The 16757-nt window shown below is 52.9% G+C and carries 14 protein-coding genes and 1 pseudogene; 10 read left to right on the top strand and 5 right to left on the bottom strand.

Annotated elements, in window-relative coordinates; all coding sequences use genetic code 11:
• Positions 1-33 precede the first annotated feature (33 nt).
• The 4 genes from ACLM7Z_RS13100 to ACLM7Z_RS13085 are packed head-to-tail and all read right to left on the bottom strand — an operon-like array spanning position 34 to position 4344.
• Entirely contained in the window at positions 34-2625 is a 2592-nt protein-coding gene (locus ACLM7Z_RS13100) for a M14 family zinc carboxypeptidase (RefSeq protein ID WP_435645284.1), read from the bottom strand.
• On the bottom strand, positions 2625-3542 hold the full coding sequence (locus ACLM7Z_RS13095) for a hypothetical protein (RefSeq protein WP_087017638.1): 918 nt from the start codon (positions 3540-3542) through the stop codon (positions 2625-2627). Before ACLM7Z_RS13095 ends, ACLM7Z_RS13100 begins: the two co-directional genes overlap by 1 nt.
• Entirely contained in the window at positions 3539-3835 is a 297-nt protein-coding gene (locus ACLM7Z_RS13090; protein ID WP_087017640.1) for a DUF4406 domain-containing protein, read from the bottom strand. The genes ACLM7Z_RS13095 and ACLM7Z_RS13090 overlap by 4 nt, the downstream gene beginning before the upstream one ends.
• Entirely contained in the window at positions 3832-4344 is a 513-nt protein-coding gene (locus ACLM7Z_RS13085; protein ID WP_435645779.1) for a phage holin family protein, read from the bottom strand. Before ACLM7Z_RS13085 ends, ACLM7Z_RS13090 begins: the two co-directional genes overlap by 4 nt.
• Here ACLM7Z_RS13085 and ACLM7Z_RS13080 point away from each other — a divergent pair.
• Entirely contained in the window at positions 4274-4459 is a 186-nt protein-coding gene (locus ACLM7Z_RS13080; RefSeq protein ID WP_165761028.1) for a hypothetical protein, read from the top strand. The genes ACLM7Z_RS13085 and ACLM7Z_RS13080 overlap by 71 nt on opposite strands.
• 243 nt (positions 4460-4702) lie before the next feature.
• Positions 4703-5182, top strand: a complete 480-nt coding sequence (locus ACLM7Z_RS13075) for a hypothetical protein (protein ID WP_087017644.1) — start codon at positions 4703-4705, stop codon at positions 5180-5182.
• Here the strand turns inward: ACLM7Z_RS13075 and ACLM7Z_RS13070 are convergent.
• Entirely contained in the window at positions 5125-5601 is a 477-nt protein-coding gene (locus ACLM7Z_RS13070; RefSeq protein WP_087017647.1) for an NUDIX hydrolase, read from the bottom strand. The two genes, ACLM7Z_RS13075 and ACLM7Z_RS13070, sit on opposite strands and share 58 nt — an antisense overlap.
• Positions 5602-5794: 193 nt before the next feature.
• Here ACLM7Z_RS13070 and ACLM7Z_RS13065 point away from each other — a divergent pair, with 193 nt between their 5' ends.
• The 8 genes and pseudogenes from ACLM7Z_RS13065 (at position 5795) to mutS (ending at position 16743) form a co-directional block, all read left to right on the top strand.
• The gene (locus ACLM7Z_RS13065) at positions 5795-7021 is read left to right on the top strand and encodes a recombinase family protein (RefSeq protein ID WP_087017649.1); all 1227 of its coding nucleotides are present in this window, start codon (positions 5795-5797) and stop codon (positions 7019-7021) included.
• A 22-nt stretch (positions 7022-7043) separates the two neighbouring features.
• Complete coding sequence (locus tag ACLM7Z_RS13060) at positions 7044-7439, top strand: hypothetical protein (protein WP_087017651.1); 396 nt, start codon at positions 7044-7046, stop codon at positions 7437-7439.
• Positions 7440-7572: 133 nt separating this feature from the next.
• Positions 7573-8978: pseudogene (locus tag ACLM7Z_RS13055) on the top strand (IS1182 family transposase).
• Positions 8979-9146: 168 nt separating this feature from the next.
• Positions 9147-10046 carry a hypothetical protein gene (locus ACLM7Z_RS13050; protein WP_435645283.1) on the top strand — a complete coding sequence of 300 codons (900 nt, stop codon included), beginning with the start codon at positions 9147-9149 and terminating at the stop codon, positions 10044-10046.
• 142 nt (positions 10047-10188) lie between these two features.
• Positions 10189-12030 carry a TIGR03960 family B12-binding radical SAM protein gene (locus ACLM7Z_RS13045; protein WP_087017655.1) on the top strand — a complete coding sequence of 614 codons (1842 nt, stop codon included), beginning with the start codon at positions 10189-10191 and terminating at the stop codon, positions 12028-12030.
• Positions 12023-12691, top strand: coding sequence for a TIGR03936 family radical SAM-associated protein (locus ACLM7Z_RS13040; RefSeq protein ID WP_087017657.1), 669 nt, complete (start codon positions 12023-12025; stop codon positions 12689-12691). The genes ACLM7Z_RS13045 and ACLM7Z_RS13040 overlap by 8 nt, the downstream gene beginning before the upstream one ends.
• Positions 12692-12710: 19 nt before the next feature.
• Positions 12711-14156: a tRNA (N6-isopentenyl adenosine(37)-C2)-methylthiotransferase MiaB gene (miaB, locus tag ACLM7Z_RS13035; protein WP_435645282.1), complete on the top strand. Its 1446-nt coding sequence runs from the start codon at positions 12711-12713 to the stop codon at positions 14154-14156.
• Positions 14149-16743, top strand: coding sequence for a DNA mismatch repair protein MutS (mutS, locus tag ACLM7Z_RS13030; RefSeq protein ID WP_435645281.1), 2595 nt, complete (start codon positions 14149-14151; stop codon positions 16741-16743). Before miaB ends, mutS begins: the two co-directional genes overlap by 8 nt.
• Positions 16744-16757 lie beyond the last annotated feature (14 nt).

The following is a 16757-nucleotide window of genomic DNA, read 5'->3' as shown; positions in this document are numbered from 1 at the left end:
GCGCAGGGTTTTCGCCCCTGCGCCTATTTTGCGTTATTTGTTATCCAGCACATATTGTCCCGCGTGCAAAACCACATTGCGCAGCGTATATTCTGCGACGGATAACGTGTCCATACCGTAGTAATTTGTAGTGGAATCCGTATAAACGCCGTCGGTATAGTTGATTGACACGGCTGCTTCTACTGTGGCGGCGAATGTCATACCGCTTTCATACCACCATTTGGACGCCGTACAAAGCGTCTTATCCTTCGACACGCTGGATGGCGCCGCGCCGGATTTATCTACCAGAAGGGAAAATCCGGTTCCGAAATACTGCGGATAGTTCTTTTTGAATGCGCACGAACAGTCCACCAACGACTGATACATCAACCCCAGCCATCGGTAATCACATACCGTTGTATAGAACTGCCATTTTTCCTTGTTGTAGTTGTGGTGGTCAATGCACATATCCGGCTGAATCAAATCCGTTATGTTCATGACGAGCTGTGTTTCAAATTCGCTTCCGGCAGATGGGCCACTGTAATTGTTCGCTGCTGTGTCCTTCGTATCTTCGCTCCGCACCTTCCAGTCCTCAACAGGGAAATTTCTGTTGATATTTACCCCGTTGGCATTGCCGCGCAGTCCGTGGTACATGCCATAGCCATTCAGACACGGGATGATATAGATATCAAAGGCCGCCCGCAGCTTGAAGAAATTTTCGTCTGTCAAAACGCTGTCGCACAGCTGCTTTGCAAACAGATAGGCATTGTATGGTGCGGCATATTCATTTCCATGCACGCCGCAGATCATCAGCAGCTTCGCCTTTCTGCATGTGCCATCATTTCCGGCGCATTCGTTGGATTCTGAAAATTTGTACAAATATGTTTGATACGCCGGCGTATCTTCATATATGCTGCTGCCCGATACGCCGTTGGCATAATCGGGGTATGTCATACTGCACAGCCCCGCTGCATCTGATTTTGTCACATAGTCGGGATACGCTGTAACCAGCCCGTCAAACAGACTGTACACCTGCTCCAGCGTTTTCTCCGACAGGGTGTCGGCAGATAAATCCACGCCAGACAAATCGCCGGATACATCGCGCATAGTATAGTCGATTTCAAACCGCACAAGCGGTCGGTTGATCTTATTTTCGATTTTGACATACGCCGTGTAGGACAGATCCGTCGCAGCGCCATAATCCAAGCCGTCGCGCAGCATCGCACGGTATAAATATTGGCTGTGGTCGAAATCGGTCACCTCTGCTGACGCCTCGTAATCGATATAATCCACAAAATTTCCGTCTTTGTCATAGCGGAACAGATACAGCCATCCCAGCCGGGACGTTGTGATCTTCTGTACATCTTCCGGCAGAAAGCCTGTTCGGATACGCAGGGCAAAACTGTTTGCAGTCGGCAAACCGTCTGTACCATCCGCAGTCTTGATGTGACCCTGTTCCCACACCGGGGACAGGATATGGTCAATACTACAGATTCGTGACTGCTGGTCGCTGTCTGTTTTTTCCAGCGCCGCAATCGCAGCACCGGTTGCCGCTGCGTCTGCCGACTTTCCCGCGGCAGTCAGTTCCGTGTCCGTCAGAGTAAGCAGCTGAATATGTTCCGCATAATCTGTGTCAATCGCCGTCGTCGTTTTTACGTGTCTGGCAGTCAACCGGATTTTTGATGCCTGCGCATCTTCTGCCAGCACATCTGCAACCAAAAAATCCTGTGTAAATCCAAGATCGGACACCTTCACAAATGTACCGTCTGCGGCATACAACTGTGCCCTGACATTTGCCTGATCGTCCGCTTTGACGCGAATGACATTATCGGGTATGTAGCTGATCGTGCGGATTCGGGTGTTGTTTGTATTGTTCGTTCCATCCGAATTGATCTGTCCGCTTTCCCACAGAGAGAGTGAATTGATATTGTTTTCAAGTTCTTCTGTAAATAAACGGATGTCCTGTGTGTTCTTCTCGATCTGCTCCGCCTGTGCGGCAGTCGCACCAGCCTGCACGCCGTTCGCCTTGCAGTATGTGTCGACAAAACCCTGCATTTCTTCGGAGCTTGCAATTGGTACACTGACTGCGCCGTTTTTGTCCGGAGATACTCCATTCACGGTTTTTACACGTTGTGCGATTTCAGCATCAGATAATGTCTGTGCCTGTTCCAGTTTCTGTAATTCTGCACTGGCGTCGTTCAGCTCGTTGCCCAGGTCAGATATTTCTGTTTCCTGTGTTTTCAGCATCGTGCTGTGCTGCTTCAACGTGTTGCTGTGCTGTTCCAGTATGGTATCATGCTGATCAAGTCGGACATCTAAATTGTCCCACTGTTTGACCGGCGTTTCTTCGCAGACATAATCCGCCGGTCTGCAACGAGGTTCGACATGCAGAATTTGTTTCCGTATCGTGCGGAACGATTCTGTTTCAGAAACGCATTCATAGGCGATAATCGGTTCGCAGGACTGTAGCAGGATGTTCGGCACTGCCACCGTTGGCGGGGATGTACTGCGATCCGGCTCGATGGGAATCGGCTGCTGCATGCCGTTGCGCCAGAATTCCACGCGGGAAACCGTCACATCCTCCGGATCGTACAGCTCCAGTTTCCGGTTGCTGTCCCACTGACGGAGTCGATTTCCGTGCAGCATCAGACATCACCTTCGGACGATGTAACAACAATGCTGCCGTCATTCCAGCCGACTGTACAGCCGGTGAGCTTCAGCAAATCGGGAACCGATGCATAGGAATGTCCCTTGCCAGCGATCAAACCGGGAACTGTGTGTTCCGTCCCGTTAACAGCAATATTCAGCTGGTCAAAATTGACTGCACGGGTATCAGTTGCCGCATCATATCCGGTGTCAAGACCGAGAACATTGTTGTACTGTTTCAAGCAGACATAGGTCGTCCCGTTTTTTGTAATGGCATCCAGCGTGAATTTTTCTCCGCCGATTTCAAACTTTGTCTTTTCGACCAATTCAGTTTCCTCCTTCTTCGGTTCTGTTTTCTTCGCAGGTGCGGGCTTGGAAATCAGATAATAACTCGGACTGCGGTCAATGGTCGCCTTACCGCACTGTGTCAGGCTGGTTTTGACTACGCCCTTGCTCACGACGCTGACATAATTGCGCCGGATGGATGACGCGGTATATTTCCCGCTGTACCAATAGCTGTCGAGCACCGTAATTGTCTGTCCGGATGCAGCTACAGCTGCGACAAAGTGCCCGCTGTTGGAAAACAGCTTGTACGTTGATCCGGCATGCAGAATTGCTGCGCCGCCTGCTTTCAGGTGGGAGAGAAGTTCAGCATTTTTGCTGGTGCTGCGCCATTCAAACCCATACTTTGAGGCTGCTGACCGGAGAAGAACTGCTTCATCCGTGCCGCCTTCCACACGCGCACCGCACGATACGGCGAGATTGCACATTGTCGGAATGCTGATATCCGCGATGCCCAGCGCCTTCAGAGCATTACACAGGCTGGCAGGCCCGCATGCGGAATTATAGATGCTGTTTCCGCCATAGCGGATGTTTTTGTATTCCGGCTCTGTCTGGAATTTGACTGTATAGTTCATGCCGACACCACCATCTTCACATCATAGTTTTCTGCGGCAGAGCGTTCCACACGGCATCCGCGCGCATCTTCCCAGCCTTTGCAGAAATACACCACATCAGCCTGCGCCATCATCATGATCGACTTACCTAGGAACTCCAGCGGCTTACCGTCATAGTCCGTAAAAAATGTATTCAGCGGTTCAACTTCTTCGCCGATCATCCGCTGAACATCCTGAACTGCCTGTCGACGTTCTGTCAGAATTTCGTCATTGGTTCTGCCACGCATCTGCTGCGAAATAAACAATTTTTTCATTCGTCCGACTCCTCTCTTCCAATTCCAATGATTTTCAACAGCTTGGACGCTGCCAAATCCGGATTGATCGCACAAATGTTTTCCAACGCGCTGCCAATTTCCATCAGAACAATGTAGGTGCAGATCGCACCGGCAACCGGCAGGTTGATACCCAAATCCAGATACCCCTCCGCGTATTGGATGAGAATACCCAGTGCGATGCACAGGATTTCTCCGATTTTGTGAAACAGCCCTTCGCGCATCATCGAGGATTTGAACTTACCGGAACTGATCGCCTTGATCAAACCTGTGACAAAATCCAACACAATGAATGCAAATGTGATTGCGTATACCATATAGTTACCTCCGCATGTTTTTTCCACAATATCAAAATTCACAGAATCTTGCTGTTGCAAGTCCACACTCTGCGTAGTACGATATATGCAAGGAGTTGATCGAATGAAAGATTTAAGAAGTCGAGAGAAGACGGGCGCGTGGAATGTTGTTTGGGTGTTGATTGTTGCAGGCATCTTAAATAATGTTGTAAGCAACCTGTGGTTTCAAATAGTTGTTGGTTCCGGGACAGTCCGTCCAACTGTTTTTTGCATCTGCCGGAGCGTTGCTGGGCGTTTACTGTGCCTATAAATTTATCTATAAATTTTCCGGTAACACCTGTATGTTGTGGTTCTGTAGTTTTTATACACTGTTTACTCTCGGTTCGTGTGCGAATCTGTTTGCTAACAGCCTGACGACAGGCGCAGGAGTTGTATGTGCGGCAAGCATTGTGTTTGCGTGGGTATTGTGGTATTTCAAAAAGTGGAAAAGTTAACACCGCAAACAGGAAAGCCTCCATCAGTTGCAATAACCGATGGAGGCTTTGTGTGTAACTTGAAACATCTTACGAAAAAAATCTTTGATGCCTGCCGATCCAAGGAATGTATCCGCGACCTGCGTGTGTATCTGACACGCTGCTCACAGGAGCTGCTGGAGCGTGCGACGAGCATCAAGCCGCGCCGTGCGGAGCTGCTGTGGGTGGACATCGACGTACAGCCGGTTGATTTCAACCGGGGATTTTTCAGCATAGATGTACGCTATTTTTACAAGGTCTTCACAGAGGTCAGCACAGGCTGCGGTTGTACACAGGAGCTGTGCGGTCTCGCCTATTATGACAAACGTGCGATTCTGTACGGCAGCGAGGGCTCTGCACGCATTTTCTCATCGCAGGCAGGATGCCCCAATGCCCAGACGATTGAACGCACGAACAAGCCGGAGGCGGTGGTTGAGTCTTGTGCCGCAGCAATCGGAATAAATCAGTCCAGAGGGAGCGGCACACCGTCCTTTGCGGCGTATACCAGTGTATCGCCCTGATATTCCAGCTTAAGCGAAAAGAACGGATGTTCCGGATCAAATAACAGGTTCAGGAAGATGCGGTCGCCCTCCCACATGGGCAGCGAAAGCAGCTTTTCGCGGGAAATCCACACGCAGTCGCCCTCGTCACAATCGATCAGAGTACCGGTGAAGCCGTCTGCTGTAAACAGGTGCATGTATTCCGTTTCCCAGATATCCGAGACAAAGGTGACGATGCCGCGGTAACGGTAGCTCGTCAGGGTCAGGCCGGTTTCCTCGCGCGTTTCGCGCAGGATACATTCTTCCGGACTCTCTCTGTCCTCAAATTTACCGCCGATGCCCAGCCATTTGTCATGGCTCTGATCATTTTCTTTCTTGGTGCGGTGCAGCATCAGATAGCTGCCATTGTGTTCAATATAGCACAGCGTGGTGTTTCTCATCGGGATTCCTTCCTTTCGTAGTTATTGTAGGCGGTTTTGCGGCAAAACGCAACGGTTATTTGCATATATCATCAGGGAGGAGGAATGCATATGGGCAAACGTCTGCGTGCATCGGATTACCGCGTGCAGTCCGACCATATACAGTGCAGGGAATGGATTCTTACTGTTTTGGGCGAGCTGAAGGAGGGGTAGGATGAGCAATAAGCCGGTACGCTTTGCGGCCTATTGCCGCGTTTCGACCAAAAAAGAAGAACAGATGGACAGCCTCGCACATCAGAAGGAATTTTTTGAGCAGTATGCGGCGCGGGAGGGCATGGAGCTCGTCAAAATTTATGCAGACGAAGGTGTATCCGGCCGACAGCTGCGCAGGCGGGAACAGTTTGTGCGCATGCTGTCCGATGCCGCACACAGCGCATTTGATCTGGTGGCCGTCAAGGATATTTCACGTTTTGCACGCAATACTGTCGATTGTTTGCAGGCGATCCGTACACTCAAAAAACAGGGCATTGCTGTGCGTTTCCTGTCATCAGGGCAGGAGAGCCTCGGCGATTCGGAATTTATTTTGACGGTGTATGCGTCGCTTGCGCAGGAAGAGAGCGCAAATCTGTCCAAACGTGTCAAATTCGGCAAGGAAATCAATGCGAAAAAGGGGCGTGTGCCGCCGATGCTGTACGGCTATGACCGCATCGATCTGTTCACCCTGCGCATTTGTGAGGCAGAGGCCGAGACAGTCCGGTTTCTGTTTGCGCGGTATCTGGATGGCTGGGGTACAGCGCGCATTGCACAGGAGCTCAATCGAATGGGTACGCCGACCAAGTTGGGAAAACAGTGGAACTCGCGAGGCGTGCGCCGCTGCCTGAGCAACCCGGTGTACTGCGGCACATTGATCAACCATCGGAGTACCGTTGTGGATTATCTCGACGGCACGGTGAAGCCGCTGCCGCAAGGGGAATGGTTTTCACATGAGCGCCCCGACTGGGCAATTGTTCCCCGCGCACAGTTTGACGCCGTACAGCAGGAGATGACGCGGCGACGGACCATCGCGGCGGGCAGACAGCGGATCCAAACTCACCGACCAAAGCTGCCGCTCAGTGGTCTTTTGTTCTGTGAGACATGTGGCGGCGTATTTTCCCCGCGCACACGCGGCGGACGCCGGTACTGGATGTGCTGGCACCATGACCGCGGCAAAAACGGCTGCACGAATGCCGTGAGCATCCCGGAAGCGATTGTATTTGACCTGCTGGAACGCTGTCTGCGTGATCTCACCCAGTCAGATGTGTCCTGCGTGCATGGACTGCCGCATGCGCAGCTGACTCGTCTGCTGTCCCGCATCGAGGTGGCAGAGGATCGGACGGTGCGCATTTTCTGGAAAAGGAAGGAAAATTGTTCCGATTATTGCGGCACAGACAGAAACACTTGACCCGCTGATTCTTTCGGCAAAGATGGTGGATCCGGGCTGCCGCTGCGGCTGCTGCTGTGAACTGAACAAGGTGCCGGAGAGCATTGGCTGCCTGTTCGGGGATGACATTATTCTGGATACTGATGTGAAAAAGCTGTACGTCACGCTCGGACAGTTTTCGATTATCCGCCTGGAACGTGACATTCAACTGCTCATGCCTGCCTATGACATCTGCATGCCTGCAAAGGATTGCAGCTGCACCGGTGATGACGGGAGCTGTGGTCGTGCGGAAGACCCGTGCGATATGTTTGAACGATTTGATTTCCCGGTTGAGGAATTTTTCCCGCCCAGACGGGAGAATGCGGATTCGGGCGGCCGCAACGGAAGACAGCCCGAATACGATGATTGCCGCTGTGAGCGCCCGCCGCACTGCGGATGATGTGCGAAAGCACGCAATATTGCCAAAGCCGATGCGGAAAGCCGGAGAAATTTCTCCGGCTTCAGCCTGTCGAAAAAGTCGCCGAAAGGCGGCTTTTTCTGTTATAATAAAGATAAGAGAGACAGGTGATAAAATGATAGTAAAAGGGAAGGAAAACAGAGAGGCAGTAGAGATTGTAAGTCTGGATATGTTAGTGCCCGAGGATCATCTACTGAGGAAAATAGATGCAGCAGTAGATTTCAAACAAATTTATGAATTTGTAGATGATTTGTACTGCAAGGACAACGGCAGGCCAAGTATCGATCCGGTAGTATTGTTTAAGATTGTAATGATACAGCACATATATGGGATACCATCGCTCCGGCGGACGCTGGAAGAAGTGAATATGAATGTTGCATACAGGTGGTTTATCGGTTATCCATTGAATGAGCAGGTGCCGCATTTTTCAACAGTAAGCTATAATTTTAAGCATCGTTTTACAACAGCAACTGTAGAATATATATTTCGGTGGATATTGAACACAGCAGCAAAGGAAGGATTTCTGGATACGAGTGCAATTTTTATCGATGGGACACATATCAAAGCAAGTGCAAACATGAAGAAAAAAGCACGAAAAGCTGTTCCAGTTGAAGCAAAACGATATGCAAAGGAGCTGCGGAAGAAATTAACAGAGATCGCGAAGAACACGACAAAAAGCCATTCAACGATGATGACGATTCAACACCGCCAAAGGAGAAAGAAATAACAGTTTCGACAACGGATCCGGATGCCGGCGTATTCCATAAAGGTGAACACAAGAAGTGTTTTGCCTACGAAGCGCATACAGCCTGTGACAAGCATAATTTTATTCTCGACGTAGAAGTAACAGCAGGAAATGTACATGACAGTGTAGCATTTGACCCGTTATATGACCAGCTTTGCGAACATTACCCAGAACATAAAACGATAGTAGCAGACAGCGCCTACAAAACTCCTTCGATTTGTAAACGTATTTTTGAGAGTGGAAGAGTATTATCTACAGCATATAAACGTCCAATGACAAAGAAAGGCGGTCATGAATGGTGGAAATATGTTTATGATGAGTATTATGATTGTGTAATCTGTCCGGAGTATAAAACACTTCATTATGCAACAACGAACAAAGATGGATATCGTGAATATAAGAGCAGGTCATACGTCTGCGAACATTGTCCGACCAGAGAGCTGTGTACATCGAGTGCAAAGTTTGAAAAGACTGTCACCAGACACGTATGGGCTGATTATGTAGAGTTGGCAGAAGACGCACGTCATATGACTGAATATCGTGACTTATATAAACTCCGACAACAAAAGATTGAACGTGTATTTGCAGATGCCAAAGAAAAGCATGGTATGCGCTATACACAATATCGAGGCTTGGCTCAAGTTACCAACTGGGTGAAGCTTAAATTTGCTGCCATGAATCTGAAAAAGCTGGCTATGTGGAAGTGGAAGATCCATTTCCCTATTCCAGTTTTCCGGCTTTTTCCCTATATGTGCCAAAATCTGGCTCTCGCTTAATGCGCAGCCGGGTTCTTCGACAGGCTCAAGCCGGAGAAATTTCTCCGGCTTTTTTGCCGGAATTCGCGGAACCTATTGCGGAAATGGCGTTAAAGTAGTACAATAACCTTGATTTTAATCGGATTTTGATTTTCACATAACGGCTGAGTCCGGATAGGAGATACACCAATGTTTGAGAGCATGAAAGAACTGTTGGGCGCCCGTGAGTCACTGAATGCTACCAACGCAAAGATTGCAGACGCGGAAGCCCGGTTACAGGAGCTGGAGGAAAAGCTGACAGAAGCGCAGGAGGAGCTGCGCGCGCGCGAAGAAACCATTGCCAGAAAGGACGACATTGTCATTGCCATTCACAAGCAGGTGACAGCGGAGCGCGAGGCAATTGTGGCGGAGTACGCTGATCGTGAGGCGGAGACTGCGGAAGAGCTGGAGCAGATCGAAGCGAAGCTCAAAAAAGCGAAGACCTATTTTGAGGACTGTGAGCGGCAGGTCTACTGTATGGCCAACCTCTATAAGGCAATGCGCGCAGCGATCACCAAGTACAGCTCGACTGGCTTCCCGGATGATCTGGACATCACGCCGGAGGAGATGGAAGAAATCCGCCTGACGGAGGAATCTGTCGGCCTGAAAATGCATTCCTATAAGATGGAAGATCTGCACAAGATGCATGAGGCGAACAACAAGCTGCTCGAGCAGCTGCTGACGCGTTATGAGACACGCCTGATTGTGCCGGCTGACCGTGTCGTCTTCCAGCTGATGACGCTGGGTATCCGCGCCGAGTTACAGCAGATCATCAATGAGATGGAATACGGCGAGCTCAACCGTGCACAGGTCAAGCTGCACCTGGCAGTCGGAAAATACCTGAAAATTATCTCGTTCGCAAAGCTGGACGCGGCGGAGGAACTGGATGCATATTCCTCCGAGCTGGAGGTTCTGCTCAAGGAAACACTGCGTCTCGAGCATGCATACTGCGAGCGGCGTACGGACTTTGAGCGCCATCAGGAGCTGTTCGGCACGGAAGAGGGACAGGAAGAATCCGAACCCGAACAGCAGCCGGATGACGCGCAATAAAACCGCGCGCGTCTGTGCGCAAATCAGCCTGAACCCTGCAAACAGCGGGCTCTTCGGTCAAACGGTCGGAGAGCTCCTTTCTTTTGGAATGGAGCAGGCGCTATCTGGAAAGAAAATGACGAATTATGGATGAGGTACTGATATGAAGCTCTCTCGAAAGCTCAAACGAATACTCCCACGCGTGCAAAAGCCGGCACGCTATGTCGGCGGCGAATGGGGCTCTGTTGTCAAGGACAGGGACAGCGTCGATCTGCGCTTTGGCATGTGCTTTCCCGATACCTATGAGGTCGGCATGTCGCATCTGGGCAGCCGCATTTTGTATGGTCTTCTGAATGCACAGGACGGCGTGTGGTGCGAGCGTGTGTTTGCGCCGTGGATTGATATGGAGGATGAAATGCGAGCGGCGGGCATCCCGCTGTACGGTCTGGAAAGCGGTGACAGCATCGCGGAACTGGATATCCTCGGCTTCACGCTGCAATATGAGCTGTCGTTTACGAATATTCTGAATATGCTCGACCTCGGCGGCATTCCGGTGTACGCGAGTGAGCGCAAAGGACTGAAAAATCTGGTTATCTGCGGCGGCCCGTGTGCCTATAACCCGGAGCCGCTTGCGCCGTTTATCGATGCCTTCCAGATCGGTGACGGCGAGGAGATCATGATTGAATTTACTGACCTGTATCGTCAGGCGAAGCGGGAGGGCTGGAGCAAAGATGAATTTCTGCGCCGCGCCTGCCATATCGAAGGCGTTTATGTCCCGTCTCTGTATGATGTCAGCTATAACGGCGACGGCACGGTGAAGGCGGTGACGCCGAAGGACGGCGCACCGGCATTTATACAGAAGCGTATTGTGCGCGATCTGGACAGCATGTACTATCCGGAATCTTTTGTCGTACCGTCGACAGATATTGTGTTCGACCGTGCGATGGTCGAGCTGTTCCGAGGATGTCCGCGCGGCTGCCGCTTCTGCCAGGCGGGACATACCTATCGCCCGCTGCGCAAAAAGAGTGCGGAAACGTTGCTCCGACAGGCGGAGGCCGTGTTGGAACATTCCGGCTATGAGGAGATTTCGCTCTCGTCGCTGTCGACAAGCGATTATTCCGAGTTGCCGGAGCTGGCGGACAAGCTGCTCGACTTTTGTGAGGCGCGCCGCGTCAGCCTGTCGCTGCCGTCCCTGCGCGCCGATTCGTTCAGCCTCGAGCTGATGGAGCGCGTACAGAAGGTGCGCAAGAGCGGCCTGACATTCGCGGCAGAGGCTGGCAGTCAGCGCCTGCGCGATGTCATCAACAAAAATCTGACGGCAGACGATCTGCTCAATGCCTGCACCTATGCATTCAAGGGCGGTTGGAACAACGTCAAGCTGTACTTTATGATGGGCCTGCCAACCGAGACCAACGAGGATTTTGACGAAATGGCGCAGCTGTGCCGCGATATCGCATACTGCTGGAAGTGCAATACACCGAACAAGGCGCGCGGTGTGCGCATCACTGCGTCCGCGTCCTGCTTTGTGCCCAAGCCACAGACTCCGTTCCAGTGGGATGCACAGGTGACAAAGGAGGAGCTGGACGAAAAGACCGCGTATCTGCGCGTCGTCATGAAGACCAAAAATGTTACGTTCCGCTGGCACGATTCAGACACCAGCTATCTGGAAGCTGTATTCGCGCGCGGCGACCGCCGCACGGCGGATGCGCTGTATACTGCATGGAAATCCGGCTGTAAGATGGACGGATGGGATCAGTGCTTTGATTACAATAAGTGGCTGGATGCGTTCCGTGCCTGTGGTCTGGACCCGGCGTTCTATGCCAACCGCCAGCGCCCGCTGGATGAGGTATTCCCGTGGGATCACATCGGCTGCGGCACAAGCAAGGAACACCTGAAGCGTGAGTGGGAGCGCTCGCGCCGCGCGGAGCCGACACCGTCCTGTCTGGAAAAATGTGCGGGCTGCGGTGCCGCCAGCCTGATGAAAGGATGTGCCTGCCATGTTTAAAGCAAGAATGCGCTTTTCCAAGACGGACGAAGCCGCTTATATTTCACACCTCGATCTGATGCACTGCATGCAGCGTGCGATTGCGCGCGCACACCTGCCGGTGTGGTATACCGAGGGATTTAACCCGCATATTTATATTTCTGTCGCGCTGCCGCTGTCCACCGGCTATTCCGGTGAGTGGGAATTTCTCGATTTCAACTGTACGGCAGAGGAACTCCCGGCGGATGCGGTGGAGCGTCTGAATGCGGTTATGCCATCCGGCCTGTCCGTGCAGGAGATTTATCCGCTGGACGACGGCGGGCGCAAGGTGCGCGACATCGCCTACTCTAAATTTGAGATCACATGGGAATTTGATGATGGCGTGCCGGAGGGCTTTGTCGATGCGGCGAACGCGCTGTTTGCCCGCGACGAGTTGACCATTCTCAAAAAATCCAAGCGCGGTGAGAAGGAAGTCAATGTCCGCGATTACATGCGCGGCATCACGCTGGAGCCGGATACCGACTGCGTGCGTGCGTATACCATTCTGGGCGCGGGCAATAACAACCTCAGCCCGGAATATCTGACCAAACTGATTTTACGTGAGCTGCCGCAGTATGCGCCGGATGGCACGAACTACCATCACCTGATGGTATACGACGCGCAGCTGAATGAATTTCGATAATACGGGATAGAAGTATATTATGATAGATTTTACCTCAAGACAAATACCGAAGGCGGACATCGCGCATCAGTTGGATTGCATCGAACAGATACACCGGCGCAATGCGCTGCGCCCTGAGCCGCCGCATTTTTACTGCCAGACCTTCGGCTGCCAGCAGAACGAAGCGGATACTGAGCGCATCGCAGGCATGCTGGCGGAGATGGGCTATGTGCGCACACAGGACGCTGCCGAAGCGGATGTCATTGTAGTCAATACCTGCGCCGTGCGCGAGCATGCGGAAAAGCGCGTGTTCGGCATCATGGGGCAGTATACGCACATCAAGGAAACCCGCCCGGATGTGACCATCTGCATGTGCGGCTGCATGGTGCAGCAGGAGCACATTGCGGAAAAAATTAAAAAGAGCTATCCGCGCGTCGATATTGTCTTTGGCACGCACATGCTGTGGCGTTTCCCGGAGCTGCTGCTGCGGCGGCTGAACGGCAGTAAGCGTATCTTTGAAATCTCCGGCGACCCGAAGGGCGAAATCGCCGAGGGTCTGCCGGTACAGCGCGATGCGGGTTGCCATGCATGGCTATCCATCATGTACGGCTGCAACAACTTCTGCACATACTGCATCGTGCCGTATGTGCGCGGCAGGGAGCGCAGCCGCCATCCGGAGGACATCGAAGCCGAGCTGCGACAGCTGGTCGCTGACGGCTATAAGGACATCACGCTGCTCGGGCAGAATGTCAACTCCTACGGCAAGGATCTGGGCATCGGCATGGACTTTGCCGACCTGCTGACTCGGCTGGATGCCGTGCCGGGTGAATACCGCCTGCGTTTTATGACCAGCCATCCAAAAGATGCATCGGAAAAGCTGTTTGCTGCGATGGCAGAGGGAAAACATATCTGCCATCAGCTTCACCTGCCGTTCCAGTCCGGTTCGGATACGGTTTTGAAAAAGATGAACCGAGGATATACGAAGGAGGGCTATCTCGCTCTCATCGAACAGGCGCGGCGTTATATGCCTGACCTCGTGCTGTCCTCTGATATCATTGTCGGCTTCCCGGGTGAAACGGAGGAGGATTTTCAGGGTACGCTGGATGTCGTGCGCCGGGGACAGTATGATCTGCTGTATACCTTCCTGTATTCCAAACGCAGCGGCACGCCCGCGGCAGAGATGCCGGACAATACGCCCGCGGAGGATAAGCAGGATCGGTTCAACCGCCTGTTGCAGACGCAGGAGAGCATCAACCAGCAGCGGCAGGATGCCTATCAGGACAGGAAGCTGTCCGTGTTGATTGACGGCCTGTCCAACGGCAAGCAGGAAAGTGAATACACGCACTGTGGACGCACCGACGGCGGTCTGCTTGTTCTGGTGCGCGGTGAAGACCTGCACATCGGCGATTTTGTCGATGTGGAAATCGAACGAACCTCCCTGCGTGCGCTGTACGGCAGGGAAATTGGAAAGGGATACCATGGCTGAACTGACGCCGATGATGCGGCAATATTTTGACATCAAAAAAACCTGTGACGGTATTTTGCTGTATCGGCTGGGCGACTTTTATGAAATGTTTTACGATGACGCGAAAATTGCGTCGAAGGAGCTCGATCTTGTGCTGACCGGGCGCGATTGCGGTCAGGAGGAGCGCGCACCGATGTGCGGCATTCCATTCCATTCGTGCGAGAGCTACATTGCCAAACTGGTCAAAAACGGGCACAAGGTTCACATCTGCGAGCAGACTGAGGACCCCAAAAAGGCGAAGGGGCTGGTCAAGCGTGAGATCATCCGCACGATTACGCCGGGAACCGTTATCGAGGCCTCCATGCTGGACGAGGACTGCAACAATTATATTGCATCTGTCTATCTGAGTGCGGTCGGTGTCGGCGTATGCTTTGCCGATATTACGACGGGCGAGATGCTGGCGACCGATATGACCGGCAGCAATCTGAGTGCCTACGCGATGAATGAGCTTGGACGGTTTCTGCCGCGCGAGACATTGGTCAATCCGGCGGCTGCCAACGAGGAGCAGCTCATGCGGTTTCTGCACGACAACATTGAATGCGGCGTGGAGGAGATACGGGAAGCGGATTATGACCCGGATGCCTGCATGAAGCTGGTTCGCGCGCGGTTTGCCGATCTGGATGGCGACGCGTGGGAGAACCATCCCGCTGTTGTCTGCGCGGTTGGCGCGCTGCTGCTGTATCTTGCAGACACGCAGAAATCCGACCTGTCCAATATGGACACCATCCAGCTGTACCATCAGGGGCAGTATCTGGAGCTGGATATGAATGCGCGGCGCAATCTCGAGCTGTTCGAGACCATGCGCACGAAGGAGAAAAAGGGCTCGCTGCTGTGGGTGCTGGACAAGACACGCACCGCGATGGGCGCGCGCCTGCTGCGGCAGTGGATGAGCAAGCCGCTGCGCAACCCGAATCAGATTGCTCAGCGCCAGAAGGCGGTCGGAGAGCTCAAGGAGGACTTTGTCCGCCGCAGTGCGCTGACTGATGAGCTGCGGCAGGTGTTTGACATGGAACGCCTCATCAGCCGCATTGTCTACGGCACGGCAAATTGCCGTGATCTGCGCAGCATGTGCGCGACGCTGGAGCATGTGCCCGCCATCCGTGCGGAGCTGGCACAGTGCGGCGCTTCCATGTTGCAGGTGCTGTGCAGCTCGATGGACGAGCTGGAGGACGTCAAGACACTCATCAAGTCCGCAATTGTCGACGATCCTCCGTTTTCACTGCGCGAGGGCGGCTTTATCCGTGCAGGCTACAGCGATGAGCTCGACCGCCTGCGAGACATTGCTTCCGGCGGCAAGGGAGCGATTGCCGAAATCGAACAGCGCGAGCGTGAGGCGACCGGTATTCAGAAGCTGAAGGTCGGTTATAACCGCGTATTCGGCTATTATATCGAGGTGTCGCGCCAGTATTCGGACAGCGTTCCGGCACATTATGTCCGCAAGCAGACGCTGGCCAACTGTGAGCGCTACATCACCGATGAGCTCAAGCAATACGAAAACACGGTTTTGCAGGCGCAGGAGCGCATCACCGATTTGGAATACCAGTTGTTTACCGAAGTGCGTGAGCAGATTTCCGCCGCCGTGCACCGCGTTCAGATCACAGCGCAGACACTGGCACAGACCGATGTCCTGTGTTCGCTGGCTGAGGTGGCAGACCTGTACAACTACTGCTGTCCGGAGGTCGAATATTCGTCCGTCATTGATATTCGGGACGGACGCCATCCGGTGGTCGAGCGCATGCTGCGCGATACGATGTTCATTGCAAACGACACGCTGCTGGACGACCGTGCGAACCGTGTCGCGGTTATCACCGGTCCGAATATGGCAGGTAAATCCACATACATGCGTCAGGTCGCACTGATTACCGTCATGGCGCAGATGGGTTCCTTTGTCCCGGCGAAATCTGCCCGCATCGGCATTGCCGACCGCGTGTTCACGCGTGTCGGTGCATCGGACGATCTGGCGAGCGGACAGTCTACGTTTATGGTCGAGATGAGCGAGGTCGCGGATATCCTGAAAAATGCGACGCGGTTCAGCCTCGTCATTCTGGACGAAATCGGGCGCGGGACCTCCACCTTTGACGGCATGAGCATTGCGCGCGCCGTGGTGGAATTTATTGCAGACCCGAAGAAGCTGGGCGCACGCACGCTGTTTGCAACGCATTATCACGAGCTGACCGCCCTCGAAGATCTGATTGACGGCATTAAAAACTACAACATCGCGGTCAAAAAGCGCGGTGATGACATCACATTCCTGCGCAAAATCGTGCCGGGCGGCGCAGATGACAGCTATGGCATCGCAGTTGCAAAGCTGGCAGGTGTTCCGAAGCCCGTGCTGCGCCGTGCCAAGCAGATCCTGAAGGAACTGGAATCGACTGCGCCGAAGATTGACCTGCATGAGATTGCAGATGAGCCGGAGGACGACCAGATTTCTCTGATGGGCATGCAGTCGGATGAGGTTGCGGAAAAGCTGCGCGCGGTCAATGTCAACACAATGACGCCGATCGAGGCGCTCAATCTGGTATATGAATTGCAGAAAATGGTCGAATGACCGAAAGGAGGCAG

It is taken from the genome of Butyricicoccus porcorum, assembly GCF_051246315.1.
GTDB lineage: Bacteria > Bacillota > Clostridia > Oscillospirales > Butyricicoccaceae > Butyricicoccus_A > Butyricicoccus_A porcorum.
This window is presented reverse-complemented; position numbering and strand designations above follow the sequence as displayed.